Source organism: Exiguobacterium sp. HSB13, assembly GCF_056764755.1.
Genome location: NZ_JBUZOM010000001.1, coordinates 691,566 through 710,293, shown reverse-complemented (window position 1 = coordinate 710,293; position 18,728 = coordinate 691,566). Strand labels below are relative to the sequence as shown.

At 44.4% G+C, this 18,728-nt stretch carries 21 protein-coding genes; 6 read left to right on the top strand and 15 right to left on the bottom strand.

The genetic code is table 11. From position 1 onward, the window contains the following. Window positions 1-241: 241 nt before the first annotated feature. Together ACZGCQ_RS03750 and ACZGCQ_RS03745 are read left to right on the top strand one after the other, a co-directional pair. The gene (locus ACZGCQ_RS03750) at window positions 242-523 is read left to right on the top strand and encodes a hypothetical protein (protein ID WP_047395765.1); all 282 of its coding nucleotides are present in this window, start codon (window positions 242-244) and stop codon (window positions 521-523) included. A gap of 144 nt (window positions 524-667) precedes the next feature. Continuing rightward, the gene (locus tag ACZGCQ_RS03745) at window positions 668-889 is read left to right on the top strand and encodes a hypothetical protein (RefSeq protein ID WP_047395768.1); all 222 of its coding nucleotides are present in this window, start codon (window positions 668-670) and stop codon (window positions 887-889) included. Window positions 890-934: 45 nt separating this feature from the next. Here ACZGCQ_RS03745 and ACZGCQ_RS03740 read toward each other — a convergent pair whose 3' ends face one another. Further along, complete coding sequence (locus ACZGCQ_RS03740; protein ID WP_481265470.1) at window positions 935-1,606, bottom strand: 5'-methylthioadenosine/S-adenosylhomocysteine nucleosidase family protein; 672 nt, start codon at window positions 1,604-1,606, stop codon at window positions 935-937. A gap of 176 nt (window positions 1,607-1,782) precedes the next feature. On the opposite strand from ACZGCQ_RS03740, the gene ACZGCQ_RS03735 reads away from it, so the two are divergent. Then, entirely contained in the window at window positions 1,783-2,766 is a 984-nt protein-coding gene (locus ACZGCQ_RS03735; protein WP_481265469.1) for a beta-ketoacyl-ACP synthase 3, read from the top strand. A 47-nt stretch (window positions 2,767-2,813) separates the two neighbouring features. On the opposite strand, the gene ACZGCQ_RS03730 is transcribed toward ACZGCQ_RS03735, so the two are convergent. Together ACZGCQ_RS03730 and ACZGCQ_RS03725 are read right to left on the bottom strand one after the other, a co-directional pair. Beyond that, the gene (locus tag ACZGCQ_RS03730) at window positions 2,814-3,347 is read right to left on the bottom strand and encodes an N-acetyltransferase family protein (RefSeq protein ID WP_481265468.1); all 534 of its coding nucleotides are present in this window, start codon (window positions 3,345-3,347) and stop codon (window positions 2,814-2,816) included. A 45-nt stretch (window positions 3,348-3,392) separates the two neighbouring features. Continuing rightward, window positions 3,393-4,190 (bottom strand): ankyrin repeat domain-containing protein, encoded by a 798-nt coding sequence (locus tag ACZGCQ_RS03725; protein WP_047395790.1) that lies wholly within the window; start codon window positions 4,188-4,190, stop codon window positions 3,393-3,395. Window positions 4,191-4,528: 338 nt separating this feature from the next. Between ACZGCQ_RS03725 and ACZGCQ_RS03720 the strand changes: the two genes are divergently transcribed. After that, complete coding sequence (locus tag ACZGCQ_RS03720; protein ID WP_481265467.1) at window positions 4,529-5,572, top strand: Fic family protein; 1,044 nt, start codon at window positions 4,529-4,531, stop codon at window positions 5,570-5,572. 696 nt (window positions 5,573-6,268) lie between these two features. On the opposite strand, the gene ACZGCQ_RS03715 is transcribed toward ACZGCQ_RS03720, so the two are convergent. The 3 genes from ACZGCQ_RS03715 to ACZGCQ_RS03705 all read right to left on the bottom strand — a co-directional run bounded on the left by ACZGCQ_RS03715 (window position 6,269) and on the right by ACZGCQ_RS03705 (window position 9,035). Continuing rightward, window positions 6,269-6,544, bottom strand: coding sequence for a hypothetical protein (locus ACZGCQ_RS03715; protein WP_481265466.1), 276 nt, complete (start codon window positions 6,542-6,544; stop codon window positions 6,269-6,271). Between the two features lie 93 nt (window positions 6,545-6,637). Further along, complete coding sequence (gene galU, locus ACZGCQ_RS03710) at window positions 6,638-7,504, bottom strand: UTP--glucose-1-phosphate uridylyltransferase GalU (RefSeq protein WP_481265465.1); 867 nt, start codon at window positions 7,502-7,504, stop codon at window positions 6,638-6,640. 34 nt (window positions 7,505-7,538) lie between these two features. Then, window positions 7,539-9,035, bottom strand: coding sequence for a glycosyltransferase (locus ACZGCQ_RS03705; RefSeq protein ID WP_481265464.1), 1,497 nt, complete (start codon window positions 9,033-9,035; stop codon window positions 7,539-7,541). A gap of 380 nt (window positions 9,036-9,415) precedes the next feature. On the opposite strand from ACZGCQ_RS03705, the gene ACZGCQ_RS03700 reads away from it, so the two are divergent. Next, window positions 9,416-11,359 carry a CDP-glycerol glycerophosphotransferase family protein gene (locus ACZGCQ_RS03700; RefSeq protein ID WP_481265463.1) on the top strand — a complete coding sequence of 648 codons (1,944 nt, stop codon included), beginning with the start codon at window positions 9,416-9,418 and terminating at the stop codon, window positions 11,357-11,359. A gap of 45 nt (window positions 11,360-11,404) precedes the next feature. On the opposite strand, the gene ACZGCQ_RS03695 is transcribed toward ACZGCQ_RS03700, so the two are convergent. After that, window positions 11,405-12,037, bottom strand: a complete 633-nt coding sequence (locus ACZGCQ_RS03695) for a hypothetical protein (RefSeq protein WP_481265462.1) — start codon at window positions 12,035-12,037, stop codon at window positions 11,405-11,407. Between the two features lie 43 nt (window positions 12,038-12,080). Then, window positions 12,081-12,965, bottom strand: coding sequence for a LysR family transcriptional regulator (locus ACZGCQ_RS03690; protein WP_481265461.1), 885 nt, complete (start codon window positions 12,963-12,965; stop codon window positions 12,081-12,083). A gap of 172 nt (window positions 12,966-13,137) precedes the next feature. On the opposite strand from ACZGCQ_RS03690, the gene ACZGCQ_RS03685 reads away from it, so the two are divergent. Beyond that, window positions 13,138-14,319, top strand: coding sequence for an MFS transporter (locus ACZGCQ_RS03685; protein ID WP_481265460.1), 1,182 nt, complete (start codon window positions 13,138-13,140; stop codon window positions 14,317-14,319). Window positions 14,320-14,336: 17 nt separating this feature from the next. Here ACZGCQ_RS03685 and ACZGCQ_RS03680 read toward each other — a convergent pair whose 3' ends face one another. The 7 genes from ACZGCQ_RS03680 to ACZGCQ_RS03650 form a co-directional block, all read right to left on the bottom strand. Beyond that, window positions 14,337-14,687, bottom strand: a complete 351-nt coding sequence (locus ACZGCQ_RS03680; protein ID WP_481265459.1) for an aminoglycoside phosphotransferase family protein — start codon at window positions 14,685-14,687, stop codon at window positions 14,337-14,339. A 3-nt stretch (window positions 14,688-14,690) separates the two neighbouring features. Next, entirely contained in the window at window positions 14,691-15,110 is a 420-nt protein-coding gene (locus ACZGCQ_RS03675) for a hypothetical protein (protein ID WP_481265458.1), read from the bottom strand. Between the two features lie 19 nt (window positions 15,111-15,129). Beyond that, entirely contained in the window at window positions 15,130-16,095 is a 966-nt protein-coding gene (locus ACZGCQ_RS03670) for a LacI family DNA-binding transcriptional regulator (RefSeq protein WP_481265457.1), read from the bottom strand. Then, window positions 16,070-16,918: a Cof-type HAD-IIB family hydrolase gene (locus ACZGCQ_RS03665; RefSeq protein ID WP_481265456.1), complete on the bottom strand. Its 849-nt coding sequence runs from the start codon at window positions 16,916-16,918 to the stop codon at window positions 16,070-16,072. Before ACZGCQ_RS03665 ends, ACZGCQ_RS03670 begins: the two co-directional genes overlap by 26 nt. Before the next feature lie 111 nt (window positions 16,919-17,029). Further along, complete coding sequence (locus tag ACZGCQ_RS03660; protein WP_481265455.1) at window positions 17,030-17,503, bottom strand: NUDIX hydrolase; 474 nt, start codon at window positions 17,501-17,503, stop codon at window positions 17,030-17,032. Between the two features lie 20 nt (window positions 17,504-17,523). Next, window positions 17,524-17,934, bottom strand: coding sequence for a hypothetical protein (locus tag ACZGCQ_RS03655; protein ID WP_481265454.1), 411 nt, complete (start codon window positions 17,932-17,934; stop codon window positions 17,524-17,526). 30 nt (window positions 17,935-17,964) lie between these two features. Beyond that, entirely contained in the window at window positions 17,965-18,651 is a 687-nt protein-coding gene (locus ACZGCQ_RS03650) for a VOC family protein (protein WP_481265453.1), read from the bottom strand. Window positions 18,652-18,728: the final 77 nt, after the last annotated feature.

The following is an 18,728-nucleotide window of genomic DNA, read 5'->3' as shown; positions in this document are numbered from 1 at the left end:
GTTCGGTATGTACTCACCATTTTAAGAAAACGTTTCCATTCACTATGATAGAACATATTTCAAAAAATACAATGCTACTGAACTATATTGCCGCAAGAAACTTGGAAAATATGTAAAAGAAGTACACCGATGAATGATTACGTTAGAAACCGGTATAAGTAGTCGTCAAAGATCCGTTGCATGACTTTTAATTGGTGTATTATAAAGTTAATTCAAAAAATGAGTTTTTGGAGTGATAATAATGGAAGATAAGGAAGAAAAAGTACCTTATTATTTAAGAAGAATCCCCTTCTTTATTATTTCTTATTTATTTGCACCTTTAGCGTACATCTTACTTTTCATCAAATGGCGTACATTAGATTCTTCCGTACGAGATGCACGACTAATTGTCGCATCACTATTTTTACTACTCTTCATCGTCGATTTTTTTCCAACTGGTATTTATCAAAACATCGTACTTGCTACCGCCATCACAGTAGGTTTATTTATTACCTTTGTTGGATTAGGTGGCGGAACAAAATAGCTAGGTAACCGTACATCCGGATTTACGAACATCGTTTTGTTCCGAATCCCATCAATCCATTTCATCTTCTATTTTATATCTCCATTTTACGTGTTCATTATTTGAAGTACTTAAATAAACTATTTACGAGAAAGGATCTTGAGGATGTGGAAGGCACTTTTATTTTCATCCGTCTGGATCGGCATCACAATTCCCCTTGTGTTAGCTATCATCTTTACGGTTTTCGAGTCATTACTTGCTTTTGATACGAGTGGTATCCTCATGTTGATCATGATGGCGATTGGTTCAATCCTTGATCTCTATGTGGCAATTCGCATTTGGACGTGGATTGAACATAAGCTGTACAAACGAAAGCATTATATGTGAAAACGCAGATTGTTCGTTCGATGATGAACGAGATATCTGCGTTTTTTATATGAATCGTACCAAATAATCAGAGAAAATTTTCGTCATGACTTTTGGTGTGTTCTCGATATAAATCCGCATCTGCTCGACGTTTGCCTCGACAGCATCTTCTTTCTTCTCTTCGGTCGGAAAATCGGAGATACCTTTGATGATGATACATTCAACTGCGTTTTTCTGACAGGTGTACGCGATAGCTCCCGCTTCCGTATCGGCAATCGTCAACCCGTTATCCCGCAGTTCGATATAGTCGCGCCACATGACGACAGCGCGGTCTGCTGTTCCGATTGTTCCGAGATGAAAGTCATTGCCATACTTCGACACGTCGAGGTCGACGATGAACGAAGGTTTGATGAGGGGTTCGATCTCTTTGACCGTACAATCATATTGAACGGCACGATCTGGCACGATGATGTCGAGTACGTCGTACCTCGGATTAATCCCGGCACACGTTCCAGCAACGATGACCTTCGTCAATGAGAAGCGGAGGATCATATATTGATTCGCTCCGATGCCATTTACTTTTCGAACGCCCGTGCTGTAAAACAGAAGTGTCTTCCCATTCATCTCACGCGTGAAGTATTCACCAAATGGATAAGTGATTCTTTCTTCAGGCGAGACATCAAAATACGCGAGCGTCGCGTCAAACTCCCATGTGGTGGCGATGCTGATTCCGATCATGTCGTATTCATCCTTTCGCTAGAAACTGCTCTATTTTTTAAACTATTTGATTTAATAAAGAATCCTATCGGTTACATTGCTTGTATTTAATCGAAATCACATTTATATTAGTATCTAGTACTAATACCTAATAATGAAAATTTAAGGAAACATTTTTTTACAGGGAGGAATAATTCATGATTACATCTCGTGCCCGTATCACAGCAATAGGCTCATATGTTCCAAATCGCATCATGACAAACCACGACCTGGAGAAATTAGTAGAAACAAATGATGAATGGATACTTCAACGAACAGGGATCAAGGAACGAAGAATTGCAGACCAAAATGAATCGACAAGTGATCTTGCATATCAAGCGGCCATGAATTTGAAACAGCGCTACAATAAGGATTTTCAAGATGTCGATATGATTATTCTCTGTACGATGACGCCGGACTTTACTACACCAAGTACCGCATCTTTGGTTCAAGCAAAACTCGGTATAAAAAATGCCGGTGCAATTGACCTGAACGCCGCTTGTGCAGGATTTACATACGGATTACACTTGGCGAACGGATTAATTTCATCTGGTCTTCATAAAAAAATTCTAGTTATCGGTGCAGAAACACTTTCTAAAATTACTGACTACGCGGATCGAAACACATGCATTTTATTTGGAGACGGTAGTGGAGCTGTTCTTGTGGAACGTGATGAAGTCCAGTCTGACTTTATTTCCTTCTACGTGAACTCGGAAGGAGAAAAAGGATCGAGTCTATACTGCTCAAACCTGTCAAATCAATTGTTCGAAAATCTTATTATTCATAATAATAAAATCGTCCAAAATGGACGAGAGGTATACAAGTGGGCGGTCAGTACGGTTCCTCAAGGAATGAAATATGTAATGAATCAAGCATCTATGACTTTAGATAAAATCGATTGGTTCATTCCGCATAGCGCAAACCTTCGCATGATTCAATCAATCTGTGAAAAAAGTGGTGTTCCCTTTGATAAGACGCTATACAGTCTAGTCAATTACGGCAACACTTCCTCAGCGACCATCCCCTTATCTTTAGATAAAGGTATATCTGAGGGAAAAATCAAAGCGGGAGATATGCTTCTGTTATATGGATTCGGTGGCGGTTTGACACAAGCTGGATTACTGTTGCAATGGCATCTATGAGAAATGAAAGGAGGAAGTACAGGTGCATCGTACTTCCTCCTTTCTCATTAATTCTGAAGACGACGAACAAGAGTAGCAATATCCAGCCATTCATAGGCCTCGTCTTCCACCGTGACATTCCCGAAACGACTCAAACGGAAATCTGAATAACTGCCTCCTAGACGTTTATAAAATGCTCGTCCCGACCGATTCATTTTCATTACCCAAACCATCATTGAAAAGATATCTTCTTTTAAAAAATGCTTGGAAACAGTCAATATCAATTTTTTTCCGATACCTAAACTTTGCGCTTCTGGTAATACATAAAGAGCATATAATTCTCCTTTATGTACTTCATCAATAGTACGAATCTGACCCGCTGCAAAACCAACTATTTTTCCCTTTTCATCTAACACCACATAAAGGAATGTACGTTGGGAGGAATCAGCTAAAAACTGTGTCCATTTCCGTTCAGCTTCTTGAACAGAAAGTTGTGCCAAATATGCTTCCGGAACTAACCCAATGTAAGTCGTCTTCCAAGTATCGACGTAAATCATCGATACCGCCTTCATATCATTAGATGTTGCTAAACGAATATTCAAGACCTTCACTCCTACTTGACGTACTACTTTAGCCGTTCATACAATTTACTCGCTTGCATCAATCTCTTTTTGTCGTAAAATCTCCGCAATCTGAAGATGTTCATTATCAAGTGCCGCATCACGTGCCGTTCGCCCATCTTCATTTCTGTGAAGTGGATCGGCTCCATATGAGAGCAGTAAACGGACGACGCGTTCATAGCCGTAGGCGCTCGCTAATGCAAGGACTGCCGTATCGCCATCCGCGACGTTTTCCGCTTCGATGTCAGCTCCTGCCTTTAGAAGCACTTTGACTGCTTTCGGATGATTATTACCGACTGCGAGGTACAGCGGTGTGAATCCGTCCAGTCCGACGGCATCGACTTCTGCTCCTGCCTCCAGTAACAGTTGGACTTTTTTCGACTTGCCTTCTTGCGCTGCATAATGCAGCGGTGTCACACCTTCCCCGTCATCGGTCCGTTGATGTAACAACTCGACGTTCTGCGCTAGTTTGCGTAAGACTTTTTTATTACCGGACCGCCCCGCTACTAAATGAAGCGCTGAGAAGCCATATTCATTTAAATCAAGATGAGCGCCTCGCTTGATCAAAAGTAACGCAATGTCCGTCTTTTGATCATATAGCGCTATATGCAACGGTGACATCCCGTCTTGATTCGGCAGGTTAACATCCGCACCGTGATCGAGTAACAATTCGACGATCCGTTGGTATCCTTCCTGAATTGCCCAATGAAGTGCCGCAAACCCTTCTTCATCCAGTTCGTTCAGATCGTCACCACGTTCGATGCAGCGCATTACTTGTTTTCGTTTGCCCAAAAAAGCAGCATCTTGGATCGATCGCTTCGTCATGTCTATTCGCCCCTTACCTGTTCCGTCGTTATCTATCTTATTTTACAACAAGGGCATTGAGAAATGCGCAAAAATGACTTTGAGTATCCGATGTCTTTTGTACTCAGTTCGGTTCGTCATTCATTACATTTATTTATTTTAAGGAAATCGTTAGAATTAAAAGAAAAATAATCATGATCAGAACACGTATAAACATAGTCAAATTATAATGATTTGACTATGTTTATCTATGCTTGAATGCTTTTAAATACGTTATAATAGCGATAAACATAGTCAAAAAGTGTAAAAATGAATATGTTTAATATAAAATGATCTATTTCGTGAAAGGAGTTCAACGAATGCGCGACTATACATATACCTATCTCAAAAGTCTCGCCCTGCCGATGGAGACCGTCCGTTTGATTGGACGGATCAATGAGTACAAAGGAAAGCAGGATCTCTATAAACAGCAAGCGCCTCAAATCCTCAACACCTTACGCGATGTCGCCGTCATCCAGTCGACGAAAGCCTCGAATGCGATTGAAGGAATCATCGTTACGGAGAGTCGTCTTCAAACTATCATGTCAAAGTCAGCTGATCCCGCAGATCGTTCCGAGGCAGAGATTGCTGGTTACCGGGACGTCCTCAACCTGATCCATGCCTCAGCCGAGGACATCCCGGTCAATGCGAACATTCTGTTGCAACTACACAAGGAACTCTATAAGTTTGTTCCCGTCGAAGGTGGGCGGTGGAAGAACGTCGATAACGAGATCAGCGAGACATACCCGGATGGCACGCGCCGGACGCGCTTCATTCCCGTTCCAGCATTCGAAACTCCGGCAGCGATGCAGACGTTATGTGACAGCCTACGTGAGCGTCGGCAACACGAGGACGTCGATCCGCTCATCCTGACGAGTCTGTTCGTTCTCGATTTCCTATCCATTCATCCTTTTAACGACGGGAATGGTCGGATGGCACGATTGTTGACACTCTTGCTTCTCTATCAGTATGGCTTCGAGGTCGGACGCTATATCAGTCTTGAGAAAATCGTCGAATCACGGAAGGAAGATTACTATGAGTCACTCCGTCTCTCTTCTGTTCGTTGGCACCAAAACCAACAAGATCCGTTCCCTTGGATCAATTACTTGTTGAGTACGATTCTTGCTGCCTACAAAGAACTCGAAGATCGCGTTGGATCGGTCACGACGGGTAGTCAAAACAAGAACAGTCGGATTCGTCGTTTCGTCGAAGGACGAATCACACCATTCACGAAGGCAGACGTACGGAAAGCGTGCCCCGACATCAGTGAGGCAACAATCAATCGCGTGTTGCGTGACTTACGTGACGAAGGGATCATTGCCCCATCAGGTCTTGGTCGGAGTGCAAAATGGATGAAGAAATAACCTCGAGTTGGATTGCGATATTGAAGAAAGCCCACACTATGACGCACATGTGGGCTTTCTTCTATCGTGTACTCAGCAATAGAATGAGTACTTTATTGATTTGATGTGTTTTTTTTAAGAGACTTTTTAGAAAAAATACCTTCCGTTATTAGGAAAATGACAGCAATTGCCACAGACTTTATTCCGTATTCGACCCATGTATCAGTCGACTTCGGTATTCCTTCAAAAAACATTAGAAAAATAAGAAAAACATTGCTGCGAAAACACTTTCTAAAATTTGATTTTTCATCTTTCTGTTTCCCCTCTCAATTCCTCATACTTTATTTTACTTTTATAGAAGAAAACTACTTCTCTTTTACTATATTTATATAATTACATTTATTTTTTACCAATTCAACTTAAAAAAGGTTTATCCTATTTTTAATGAGAAGACAATTACTTTCTACGCAAGAAAAATTATGAAAAGAAATCGTTGATATCTCGTTCGATTTGGATGAATTGAGAAAAGGTATCACAAAAGCATTTTTTCGCTCAAAATCGCCTTCTAGAGAAAAACAAGCGGAAGTAACAGTGCAAAGCTTACGCCTGGAAAATGATTCGAAACGAACGAAAAAGCGCAATCTTTCTCCATTAGAGAAAAATTGCACATTGTCTTCAGTCTGAATCGACAAACTTAAGGTGGTCTTCGTGTATCTCTTACTTTTCACTCGACTTATCTTGCAGGGAGCGCTCTACCAAAAGCACGAAAACGACTGCTGTTAGGACGCCAAGCACGCCTGGTAATACGGAAACGATCGGATCACTGAAAAATGCCGTTGGGATAAGTGTTGTCATTCCCCACTTCACACCCTTCAAAATCGCAAGCGATAGAAGTAAGACCAGGAAGATTATTTTCTTTTCGACACCTGTGAAAAATTGTCGCTCTGCTTTTTTATCGGTCTTCACACCGAGCCACGTTAACATATGTAGCACCTCTCTTCTCCTTTTTCTACGTTTCGACTCGACGGATTGGTTTCAGAAATCACAAAAAAACCACCCTGAATCATGTCAGAGTGGTCCATCATGTTAAATGTCTAGGGTCTTGATGAAAGCTTTCAGTTCGTCACGCATCTCTGCATCTTTCAACGCATATTCGATCGTCGTCTTGACGAAACCGAGTTTCTCTCCGACGTCATAACGGTTACCCTCGAAATCATACGCATAGACTTGGCTATCCGCATTCAATCGTTCAATCGCATCCGTCAATTGGATCTCGCCGCCAGCCCCTTCTTCTTGATCCGCTAGGTAGTCAAAGATATCCGGCGTCAGCACATAACGTCCCATGATCGCGAGGTTCGATGGTGCCGTGCCCGAAGCCGGTTTTTCGACGAATTTCTTCACGTCATACAGTCGTCCGTTTTGCGAAACGGGATCGATGATGCCGTAACGATGCGTCTCTTCCGGACGAACTTCTTGTACACCGATGACCGATTTTTCCGTCTGTTCGTAGACGTCCATCAATTGTTTGATTGCCGGATCGTCCGACTCGACGATATCGTCTCCGAGTAAGACTGCGAACGGTTCGTTCCCGATGAATTGTTTTGCCGTCAAAATGGCGTGACCGAGACCTTTTTGTTCTTTTTGGCGGACATAGAAGATGTTCGCAAGGTTCGTCGAGAATTGAACCTTCTCGAGTAATTCCGTCTTCCCAGAGTTCTCGAGCGTGATCTCGAGTTCTTTTTGGTTATCGAAATGATCTTCGATGGCCCGTTTGTGTTTACCTGTGACGATGATGATATCTTCGATGCCGGCTTTTGCCGCTTCTTCGACGATATACTGGATCGTCGGTTTATCGAGAATCGGTAACATCTCTTTTGGCATGGCTTTTGTCGCAGGCAAGAAACGTGTCCCGAGTCCTGCTGCTGGAATAATGGCTTTCGTGATTTTCTTCATAACGTTCATCCTCTTCATCGTTCAAGTAGTAGGTTTAGTTGCTTAATTCTTCTAGTAATCGTCCGTAGTTCTTTACAGCCGTCTCGAGGTAAAGCGATGGCTTCGTCTCAACGCGCGCGAGTGGTCGTTCGACGAGTTGCACCATCGCGGCAGCAAAAGCTTCCATGTCGTTCGCTGGAACAAGGTAGCCGTTCTCGCCGTGAGCGATGATTTCGCGTGGTCCATATTTGACGTCATAAGAAATGACCGGACAGCCGACATTAATACTTTCCATGACCGTCAGTCCAAATCCTTCAAATTCGCTCGTCAACAGTGAGGCTTTCGATTCCCGGAACACTTCCGCCGGATTCGACGTGAAGCCGTGGATTTCGATATCGTCCTGTAAGCCGAGTTCCTCGATCAAACTCTCCATCATCGCCAGTTGCCCTTGTTCGTCCATGCCGTAGAGCACAAGCTTCGTCGCGTGACCGGATTGTTTGAAGATCGCATAACTCTTGATCAAATGATCCATCTGCTTTTGTAGACCGAATCGACCGATGAAACAAAATTGATCCTTGACCTGTTCGCGTCGTTGCGTTTGTTCTGGGACGATGAAGTGCGGAATGATGGAAATCTTCTCTTCCGGGATGTTATACCGTTCCAGGATGTCTTCTTTTTGGTGATTTGTCAGACTGATGAAACGTGTCACTTTATCGGATTCTGAGAACATCGTCGTATATGATCCTTTGACGGTCGTACCATCCAAGTGTGAGTTATGGATGACCATGACCCGTTTGACATCTGCTTTGATGTTGAGAATCGAGCGGTCCAGTAAACGCGCATCGACGAACAAGACATCACCGTCTTTAAACAATCGATTGAAGTAATACTCAAATAAGTCCTTCTCTTTTTTGAATGCTTTGTACATTCTGCCGTTCCGGTATAACTGAATCAAGATGAGCTTCGGGCGCGCCATTTCATTGTAGAACTTCTTACAATAGACATTGCCTTCCGAATCATACAGCTCTTCCATCATCTTTCCATGATGAATCGGTGAATAAATCGTCTTTCGGTGCAATTGACCGTAGACATTATATTCCCAGCGTTCGACTTTTTTACGGGAAGCGTTCGTCATGAAATCCTCGAATTCGACGACTTGCGTTTCAGGGTAAAATTTACGGTAGAGGACATACTCATCTTCCTCATCATAATAACGAACGGCGTCACTGCCTTTTTTCTCGACACTTTTCAATCCTTCGATTTCACGCGCTGTCTCTTTGATGATCGGTTTGTTACGAAAACGAGTCGTTGGAATACTTAACAATTTGTAATCTGATAGCCAATCGTAGATATTTTCAAATTGTACTTTCGGACCGACCTTCTCTTCTGTTCGGAACAATTCGTAAACTTCCATATAGTTTGCATTATAGTTCGTCGTAACGATTGTTGAACCGGCGCCAAGTTCTTGTTCCATGAGCGCAATCCGACTCAATAACGACTTCGTTCTACCACCGTGTTTTGGTGGTAATGTCGATGTTACCGTATACAGCATCTGTCATTACTCCCCTTCACCCTTCAAGATTGATCCCTGTTTTTTTCTGTGAGTTCAACCTCTATATATAGCCGACTTTGCTTTTTCATAAACCTCTTGCGATACCAGTCGCATTTACCAATACAGTTTCTATTTATCTCCTTTTTTACGAACAAAGTCAATCGGTTTTGTATAATATCCAATCATTGTCATGGTTCTGCAACCAATGGTCTGTCGAAGAAGCGGTAACATCTGTCTTTTCCCAATTTCCTTCAGCCAGTAGACTATACTGCAGTGGTTTCCAATCAATCTACATCTTTGCAGAAATCGGAAGATATTGTATGGTAAGTGATGTAGTTTAAGAACGACTGAATCAGAGTATGAAAGGAAGCCATGCACCAATGAAAATCACCTGTCGTGATCATACGTTTTTGATCGAGAATCTTCCGCACCAAAGCCTACAGTTAGCGATCAATGAACAACTGATACCACTCCAAAAAATAGAGACAGCCTTTGTGCTATCGATTGATACATTGCTCGATATCTTCAAAAAAAAGAATCATCCTGTTAAATTCGTCGATGAATCCGGAACACCAATCTCGTTCAAACATCTTTCGGAACCACTAGTCATCGCACCGAATAGCTACATCAAACAAGGGAAACATTCCTATTTCATTTTCATCGACCAAGACGATGAGCTCAGTCTGATCTATAACAAAAAACCGTCCATCATGAATTTTTATGATCAAGACGTCCTATTTGAGGGCATCACTCGTCAAGACGACGTGCTTTTATTGAAGTTTTCGTTTCACTCGAAGTATTTCGAAGTGAAACAGCCACGTTGCTTCATTAAAATCAGACATCAGGAACAAAAAATCGCCCTGCCGATCGAACGCTTTAGCGTCACACCGGTCGATGCCCGACGTTTCAAAACAGAGGTCGAAGCCGTGATCGAACCAGAACTCGTTGAGCAGTTGCTCGGTGACCGGTACAACTACGACGCGTTCAATGCGAACATCTATGACCTCATGTTCGGATTTACGATTCGTGAGATGCCGATCTCCGGATTCACACCCCGGATTCGTCACTTCAAAAACCATCCAGAACTCTTGAACGATGAGCACTGGTTATCGTTAAATGAGCAACATGACGTATTGGTCCGCCCCTATTCAACCGTGTCGGAACGCCTTGCGATGCGTCTAATCCCAGTACCCGTCGAAACGGTCGAGTATTACGCGGATCCTCAACCGTTACTTGGACTGGATCCGACGAAGAAGACGATCATCTGTTTTGAATATCCGGATAAAGCACAAGATAACGGGATGATTTTCTTCAAGTATCTCGTCGACCAGCATCAGAAGCGCTTCAATATCTTCTACATCATCAGTCAGTCGAGTCCGGACCTCAAAAATCTTGTCGGATATGAGAACCATATCGTGTTCTACAAATCACCAGAAAACATCGAGGTCGTCCAAGCAGCAGATATTCTCTGCCATACGCATTCTTCGAGTTATGCCTTACCGTTCGCTACCTATCACACGGAAGCATTGATCCAAACGAAACAAAAGCTGTTCTTGCAACACGGCGTTATCGGGTCAAAAGATGTCAGTCATATTTATGGAAAAAAGATGCCGCATCCATTTACCGACTTATTCGTCGTCTCCTCGGAGCGGGAGAAACAACTCATCGCTCGCGATTACGGTTTTCATCCTGACGAAATCATCGTGACGGGGCTCGCCCGATTTGATCAATTGATCACGGAACGATCACGTTGGCTTAAGCGATATAAGAACCGGAAAAAGCTGTTGATCATGCCGACGTGGCGACCGAAACTCGATACGTATCCAGACGAACAGTTCATCGAAAGCGACTATTATCAGGAGTTTCAATCGTTAATCTCGGACGAACGGTTGAAAAGCTTAGTGATGGACAACAAATACGAAGTCTCGTTCTATCTTCATCGTAACTTCCAAAAATTCAGCCACTTGTTCCACTCGGACTTCGTCGATGTCATCAGTCAGGATGCGTTCACAGTTAAGGAGCTACTTGAAAATCATCATGTGTTGATCACCGACTATTCGAGTGTCGGTCTCGATTTCTCCTTGATGCATAAGAAGGTCATCTACTACCGTCCACCTGTCTTAGTCGGCGAAGATAATGCCGGCGAATCGACGGATTTGTTGCCAGGAGACGTCATCGAAACAAGAGACGCCTTGATGGATTCACTACGCGAATCGAAGATGCCTAAAAAGTTCAAACGTCATCTCAGTCACATCTATGCGTTTGACGATACAAAAGCAAGTAAGCGTATTTTCGAAGCGATGCAACATCATTTTCAGCTGTAACAAATAAGGAGCAACGAGACGGTAGACCGTTTCATTGCTCCTTTTTCATCGACGAAATTCCAATAAGACCCCGTCGACAATCTGTGAGGACTGTTTTAACAACTCCCGCTTGACTGGATCAATCCAGTAATACTGAATCCGCTCACCAAACGCAACGTTAACGCAAAGTGTCTTTACGTGTTCGCCTGACTCGGTCGTCAATAGTTCGTACCGCAAAGGATGCACCTGAATCGGCACCTCACGTCCGGAAACGGCACTAAAACCGCTAAACGAAAGTGTCGAATCGACGGTTAGTGGTAATACTCGCAACAGCAATTCGATTGAAAATAAATCAACACGTTCGGTATGAATCGACAGGACAGACTGCTCATTGCCTCGCGTAATCACGACTTCATCCGCTCGATACAACGCATGCACAGTTTGAACATCATCTTGGTACTCGACGAATTCGAGTGGCGCATAACTTTCTGCATCCATCGTCAGGCGGATCGTTCGATTGCCGATTTTTTCTGAAACCAATTCTTGCTCCCGTACCAAGATGGATTGATGTGCTGTTTTTTCTAACCGAATCGTTTCGTAGGTCTGTCCGATTTGAACCGAATCTCCTTGTTCTATCCAGTAGACCTGTTTTTCGTCTTGTCCCTCGATGAGGGGATACGTCAGCTCTTTCAAGTTCATATTTCGCTCTCCCTTCATCCCTTTTTGACTTCATCACGATCTACTAGGAACGATCCACTGTTTCAGCGAACAACGATTGCGCTGTCTTGATGAATACTTCCGTCGCTTTCGACATCTCTTTTTTATTTCGTACTGCAATCTTAATATCTGGCGTTTCGGTCGTTTCCAGTTGACGAATCAGACTTTCACTCGATAATTCAGCGATACTTTGTCGTGTCGTGATGACTACACCTAGTCCTTCTTCCATCATCTTAAGTCCCGTCTCGAGGTGCTGCATTTCATAACGCACATGTGGTACAAGACCTTGATCCTGAAATAACATCTGCACCTGTTGTTTTGTCTCCGTCTGTTCAATCAAGAGCGATTCTTCTGCCAGATCGAGTAGACTGATTGATACTTGATGTGCTAAACGATGGTGTTCCGGTAACACGACAATCCATTCATCTGATACAAAAGGAAAACGATCAAATTCCTCTTCAATAGATGTGACGATTCCGACATCTACGCAGTCGGTCCGCAACCATTGCTTGATTTGGTCAACGGTTCCTTCCCACAGTTTGACTTCAAGTCCCGGATATCGCTCATCCATCGTTCGAATGATTTTCGGTAAAAAACGTGTATACGCCGTTTTATAAACCCCGACATGGACCTTTCCGATTGCTAATCCTTGTTCCGAGGCAATCAATTCATCCACTTTATGAAATTCACTATTGATGCGTCTTAAAATGATAAGAACCTGCTCGCCGACCTCGGTAAAGAAAAGTCCTTTTTTCTTATCCCGTTTGATTAGTTTCGTTCCAAGTTGTGCCTCGACTGACGCAATCGTCCGACTGACCGCTGGTTGTGTCATGTGTAACTGTTCCCCTGCCGCTGTAAAACTCCCTGTCTCAGCAATTTGAAGAATCAATTCAATTTGTGCTCTGTTCATAACGTTTTTGGTATACCCCCTATGCGAAAGATGCATTTCATTTATCATAATCGCTACTGTACTATGACCAAGTATCACAAATCAACTTGGACAGATGAACCCTCTCAAACGTCTAAATGAAATGGGATACGAATCGAAACAGAAACAGTGAGGTGTAGATATAATGAAACACATGGGAAAAATTTATTTACTTGCCATCATCAGCTTCTTAAACGGGACATCAGAATATGTCATTGCTGGAATATTGGATCGCATCGCGGATTCCAATCAAATATCTGTCTCGTCAGCCGGACAGTTAATCACGGTCTTCTCAATCGCCTTCGGAGCAGGCACTCCTTTTTTAATTGCTTTGACGGCACGACTCGAACGAAAAAAATTACTGGTCTATGCGCTCAGTTTGTTCTCGATCATCAACGTATTAATTACCTTCTTATCCAGTTATGAGCTGCTGATGAGCGCACGAATCTTATCTGCGCTTTGTGCCGGTGTCATTCAAGTCACCCTATTAACGCTTGCCGCTGTCCTTGCCGCACCAGGAAAACAAGGAAACGCCATTGCAACTGTCGTCATGGGTAATAGTACGGCACTAGTCATCGGTGTTCCGATTGGTCGCGTCATCGCTTCTCACTATGAATGGCATGTCATTTTCGCTGGTCTTGGAATCATTGGACTTATCTTGGCGCTCCTGACATTCGTTTGGATTCCTCAAACGGTCGCAGAAGAACCGGTCCCGTTACGCGAACAACTTCACTTCTTCGTACAGCCGCGTATCGCTGCTTATTTATTGATTACGTTCCTATGGTTGGGTTCTTATTCCATCGTCTTTACCTATATTTCACCTTACTTTTTAGATGTCTTTCATAAGAGTGATCAAGCCGTCACAACAGCGCTGTTCCTGTTTGGAATCGCTAGTGCGTTTGGTTCTAAGCTCGGTGGAATCGGTACGGATAAATGGGGCACATTTTGGACGCTTGTTGGTGGGACGGCACTACATGCGATCGTACTGCTGCTGTTCCCACTGATGGGTCACGTCGCATCTGCCTTTTATATCCTCCTCATCCTTTGGGCGTTAGCGGCATGGTCCTCCGGTACACCGATTCAATTACGGATGATTACGTTGGCACCAGCTGCTGCAAGCATCGTTTTGAGCCTGCATAGCGCATTCGGACAAATTGGGATGGCAGCAGGTGCCGGAATCGGCGGCATCGCAGTCACGAATAGTCTATTACAGTACTTGCCCTGGATCGGTGCACTTGCGCTTACGCTTTCAGTCGCTGTTATCGTAACGGATCACCTCTTCGCGAAATCGACTAGTATTCAGGAATCGGAAGAAATGCGGTATGTCGAAAAATAATTGCTCTCTCTCACTTCTTACCTAAAATACGCGACAAGCTCCGGATGCTCGATCAGTTCCTTAATTCGTTCTTGCTCAGCATCCGGTACTTGCTCAAGCGTCCTAAGAATGGCCATGAGTCGTAACCAGTCTGCAAGGTTCGATAGCTGGATTGACGAAACAGCTTGATAGCGGTCGAGGTACTCGCGACAGACGTATCGTCGTATCTCGTCCGGCACCGCTGTTCCACCCGCTGTCCGTAGTAAGAGCAACGTCCGCGCGACATCCGCGATCGGTGGACCTGTCGTCGCATCATGCCAATCAATGACGACGAACCTTTCATCCGCTGTCACGAGGATATTCTGAAAATGAAAGTCCCCGTGGAGCAATCCTTACTGTTGTGGAACGTTAAGTGTTTGTAGCAATCGTTCCGCCTTCAAGCGTAACTGGGGTAAAAGATGACGTATTTTTTGCTGGGCGACATCGTACCATTTAGGCGCTACACGCGAGTGATGCTGATGAATACGTTGATGTAATGTCGCGAAGGCGTTAAGGAAATCCGTTATTCGCTCCGGTTCAAACAGGTCTAGCAATTCGTTGCCGTCGATCCGTTGCATCTCAATGAACGGAGAGTCGTCTAATTCAAGAGCATATACGTTTGGCGTCGGGATGGTCGTCCGCTCAAGTTCTTCAAGCATACGAAATTCCTGTACGATTCGCTGTGTTTCAATCGATTCGCGGAAGTATTTGCGTACTCGTTCGTCAGAGATTGTCATCACGGTAGCGGTAGCACCTGCTTTTTTCTTATTCATCTGTATTACCCCCAATCTCTTATGTCGTTTGTCGAATCATCAAAGAAGGTTCCAGTAAAGAACTAGCGCTTTCACTCTGATTCAGCGCGTCATCCAATAATTGTTCTACTGCCAGTCTGCCAAGCATTACAACCGGTTGTCGGATCGTTGTTATTTCAAGCGCTCTGGCAATTGGTACATCATCAAATCCCGTAATCGCGATATCCTCTGGTACCCGAATGCCATCCTTGCGAAATTGATCGATAAGACCTGCTGCAACTTCGTCGTTGCCAACGATGATGGCGTCTGGCAAGTCTATCATTAGAAGCTGATTTGCTAGTTCTTGTCCGTCTTCGAAAGAATAGCACCGATCCGCGTACCATTGAATTTCATGACTGAGCGTAGACATCTTGAGATATTGGTCGAATGTCTCTCGTCTGACTCTTCCGACTCCGCTATCTGGATTTCCAAGACAGAGACCGACTGTTTTTGCTCCTCGTTCTTCTACATGTTGCAGTAACATCGTCATCGCTTTTCCGTGATTAAAATAGATCGACGGCACGATATCATGATGGTCTTCGCAGGCAACGACTGGTCCAAGCGTCCGCATCGTCTCAAGTAACTGCGGCTGACTGATGGCGCCAATGATCAATCCGTCAATCCGCTTATCGCGAAGGTATTGCATACTCGCTTCTTCTTTTGCTGGATCGTGTTCCGTCTGGATGACAAGAAGTGTGTGGCTTTGTTCCGTGCACACTTGACCGATCCCCTCGATTAATTGGTGAAAAAACGGATGACCGACACGCGGCACGAGGACACCAATTGTATTCGTCTTACCACGTGAGAGGTTGATCGCATTTCCGTTCGGACTATATTCCAATCGCTCCATCACGTCAAAGATGGTCCGTCGCTTTTCTTTTGATACATGCTTATGACCGTTTAAGACACGGGATACCGTCGACTTCGAGACGCCCGCTTGTTTAGCGATGTCCGAGATGTTCGCCATGCTGTTCCTCCTTCTTTTGTTCCCATCGTTCTAAGTCGTTTAATGCCTCCGCTACACCGTCCTCGTCATGATCACCGGTGAGATATGTCGCTCTTCCTATGACAGACGTTTCAGCGTTTCCCATGGCAATCGATGTTCCCGCCACTTCGAACATCGGTAGATCGTTTTGATTGTCACCAATCGCAATGATGTCCTCGGGTGTCATCCCGTACGCTCGCGAAACGTCTTGAAGGGCAGTCCCTTTCGTCACGCCGTTTGCCATGACTTCTAGGTTATAGGCACCTGAACGTGTCACGGAACAGATCTTCAACTGCATAAGTTGTTGCTCGAGGTGTTCGAGCTGCCATGTGTCAAGTGAGACGAACATGAATTTGATGACGTCCAGTTGATCGATTGCGATTTCGTCAACTTCCTCAACACCGTATTGCGTTAATTGAGCCTGAATCGCTTCTTGAAACGCACGATTTCCGCCTTGAAGAGCAGAAAGCGAATATTGAGGTAACAAGATTTGATCCTGTAGATAAATATGTATGAATACGTTTGTAGATCGTACAATTTCCCAAATCGTTCGACTGCTAGAACGGTTCAAAAAATACCGTCTACCTTGTCCTACCTCGATCTCTGCCCCGTTAGCACCAATGACCGGACAATCCAGTCCGTGTTGCGCTAGAATCCGTCGTGCATCAAAGGCAGCTCGCCCGGTGACGATGATGACGATATCTCCTTTATCCTGCCGTTTCTTGATGGCTACCTGATTTCCCGCCGAAATTCCGTGTTCCTTATTCAATAACGTTCCATCTAGATCAATCGCAAAGCATCGCATCACGTTTCCTCCTTTTCATGTCCTCTTGATGCTACAGGCTGAAACGCGTCCCAGTGCAACAAAAAATCTTGAATGAACAGTTCATTCAAGATTTTTGTTTTACCCTTTGCTTCAAATGGAGACGTGATGCGCTGTCCGTTGTTTTTGAACATACTCCATCAAGATCGGTCGTTCCGGTGGATTGAGGTTTTCCGGGAGCTGATCGATAACGAAAAAGCGTAATTCTGCGACTTCTGACGGATCCCGAACGATTTCTCCCGTATACGCCGTACACAGAAATGCCGAGATCACATTATAGACTTCATCCCCGTGCGGATACTTATAGTAAAACGCTTCACCCGAATAGACGTTCAATAATTCGAGGTGCTCTGCTTCAAGACCGGTCTCTTCTTTTAATTCTCGTTTTGCTGTCTCTACGAGCGTCTCCCCAATCTCAAGCGCTCCACCAGCGAGTCCCCAGCAACCGTTATCTTGCCGAAGTTGTAATAAGACTTCTTGTTTATCGTTGACGACAATGACACACGCCCCTGCCATGACGAGCGGTCGTGTGCCGACGAGTTTACGTAATTCTGTGATGTATCCCATGTCATTCAGTCCTTTTCCATTTAAATCACTCTCGTTCGGACGCGCATCCGTTTGAGCCCCGTCAATAAGAGACACAACAAGATGATGCCCGAAACGAACAGTACGTACGTATGAATCGTAAAGAGGGAACGGAAATCGATTACGGCAACATTCTGTTGCACTTCAATCCAACTACTAAGTATGATTCCGCTGATTGCAAGTAAGATGAGTACGCCGACCTGTCGACGTGTCAACGTAACATACGTCAAAACGCGCATGCCTTCACGGATCACGAACGGTAGGAGAACGAGGAGTGCTACGACCGGTAAAATGACCGGGTCTCCGCCTTGCTGAATCGGCATCGACCGGGTCAAATAGCCAAACAGAAAAAAGAAACCACATACGAACAACAATAATCCGAACGCGATACTCGCATTCACCGCTTTGTTCATCTTACTTCCCTCACTTTTTAGAATAATGAATTATGAAGAAACAGTACTTTGATGCCATACACCTGCTGCATCAAGCCGGACCCGATGTCTGCTGTCGAGTTCCATCTCGATCGGACTAACCTTCGCCGTCTTCGGTGAGAACAACCATGTCCGACCTTCTGGGACGAGCAAGATATGCGTTCCATCTGCGACCGGTCCGAGGAAGTTGAGTGACGCTCCGTTGAGCGGACGTTCCCGTCGCTCGAGAACGCCGATCTCTGCTAACTGCTCACCCACTTCAAGCACATCTTTTACCGTCAGACTCATCTCACCGATTCCGAGGATATCGGATACATCAAACGTCAGTTCCGCTTTAGATGGATTGATTTGATGCCGCGCAATCAGTTCCAAGACGTTCTCATCCGGGTCATAAAAGTAACAGGAATGTGAATCCGTGAAGTCAAAATAAATCTCATCCTGTCCGTCTTCGATCAAGAGTGGTGTCCGCTCTACGAGCCACGCTTTACCTTGTTGGAAGACGTTTTCCGGAATGTTGAACGCCATATGGTACTGCGTATCAACATCGTCCGTCTGTTGATATGTCAGCTGATCGGTACCGATTTGCATCGTAAACGACTCATTCGTTTCCGAGACGAGCGGAAATCCGATCTGGTTTATGTAAAAAGCCTTCATCGCCGGTAGATGGCGTGTCACAAGAATGGTTTTTGAAATGTTCATGCTGTTGACCTTCCTTCACTTACGGAAAAATTTATCAAAAAGCGATATGCTTTATTTTACCACTAATGGTAAAATCA

What these genes read in the sequence shown, in the direction of transcription:
- ACZGCQ_RS03720 (WP_481265467.1), top strand. Translation starts at nt 4,529, where the DNA reads ATGCGCGACTATACATATACCTATCTCAAAAGTCTCGCCCTGCCGATG.
- ACZGCQ_RS03685 (WP_481265460.1), top strand. Translation starts at nt 13,138, where the DNA reads ATGGGAAAAATTTATTTACTTGCCATCATCAGCTTCTTAAACGGGACA.
- ACZGCQ_RS03670 (WP_481265457.1), bottom strand. Translation starts at nt 16,095, where the DNA reads ATGGCGAACATCTCGGACATCGCTAAACAAGCGGGCGTCTCGAAGTCG.
- ACZGCQ_RS03750 (WP_047395765.1), top strand. Translation starts at nt 242, where the DNA reads ATGGAAGATAAGGAAGAAAAAGTACCTTATTATTTAAGAAGAATCCCC.
- ACZGCQ_RS03700 (WP_481265463.1), top strand. Translation starts at nt 9,416, where the DNA reads ATGAAAATCACCTGTCGTGATCATACGTTTTTGATCGAGAATCTTCCG.
- ACZGCQ_RS03695 (WP_481265462.1), bottom strand. Translation starts at nt 12,037, where the DNA reads ATGAACTTGAAAGAGCTGACGTATCCCCTCATCGAGGGACAAGACGAA.
- ACZGCQ_RS03725 (WP_047395790.1), bottom strand. Translation starts at nt 4,190, where the DNA reads ATGACGAAGCGATCGATCCAAGATGCTGCTTTTTTGGGCAAACGAAAA.
- galU (WP_481265465.1), bottom strand. Translation starts at nt 7,504, where the DNA reads ATGAAGAAAATCACGAAAGCCATTATTCCAGCAGCAGGACTCGGGACA.
- ACZGCQ_RS03735 (WP_481265469.1), top strand. Translation starts at nt 1,783, where the DNA reads ATGATTACATCTCGTGCCCGTATCACAGCAATAGGCTCATATGTTCCA.
- ACZGCQ_RS03745 (WP_047395768.1), top strand. Translation starts at nt 668, where the DNA reads ATGTGGAAGGCACTTTTATTTTCATCCGTCTGGATCGGCATCACAATT.
- ACZGCQ_RS03740 (WP_481265470.1), bottom strand. Translation starts at nt 1,606, where the DNA reads ATGATCGGAATCAGCATCGCCACCACATGGGAGTTTGACGCGACGCTC.
- ACZGCQ_RS03690 (WP_481265461.1), bottom strand. Translation starts at nt 12,965, where the DNA reads ATGAACAGAGCACAAATTGAATTGATTCTTCAAATTGCTGAGACAGGG.
- ACZGCQ_RS03660 (WP_481265455.1), bottom strand. Translation starts at nt 17,503, where the DNA reads ATGGGATACATCACAGAATTACGTAAACTCGTCGGCACACGACCGCTC.
- ACZGCQ_RS03675 (WP_481265458.1), bottom strand. Translation starts at nt 15,110, where the DNA reads ATGAATAAGAAAAAAGCAGGTGCTACCGCTACCGTGATGACAATCTCT.
- ACZGCQ_RS03655 (WP_481265454.1), bottom strand. Translation starts at nt 17,934, where the DNA reads ATGAACAAAGCGGTGAATGCGAGTATCGCGTTCGGATTATTGTTGTTC.
- ACZGCQ_RS03665 (WP_481265456.1), bottom strand. Translation starts at nt 16,918, where the DNA reads ATGCGATGCTTTGCGATTGATCTAGATGGAACGTTATTGAATAAGGAA.
- ACZGCQ_RS03705 (WP_481265464.1), bottom strand. Translation starts at nt 9,035, where the DNA reads ATGCTGTATACGGTAACATCGACATTACCACCAAAACACGGTGGTAGA.
- ACZGCQ_RS03650 (WP_481265453.1), bottom strand. Translation starts at nt 18,651, where the DNA reads ATGAACATTTCAAAAACCATTCTTGTGACACGCCATCTACCGGCGATG.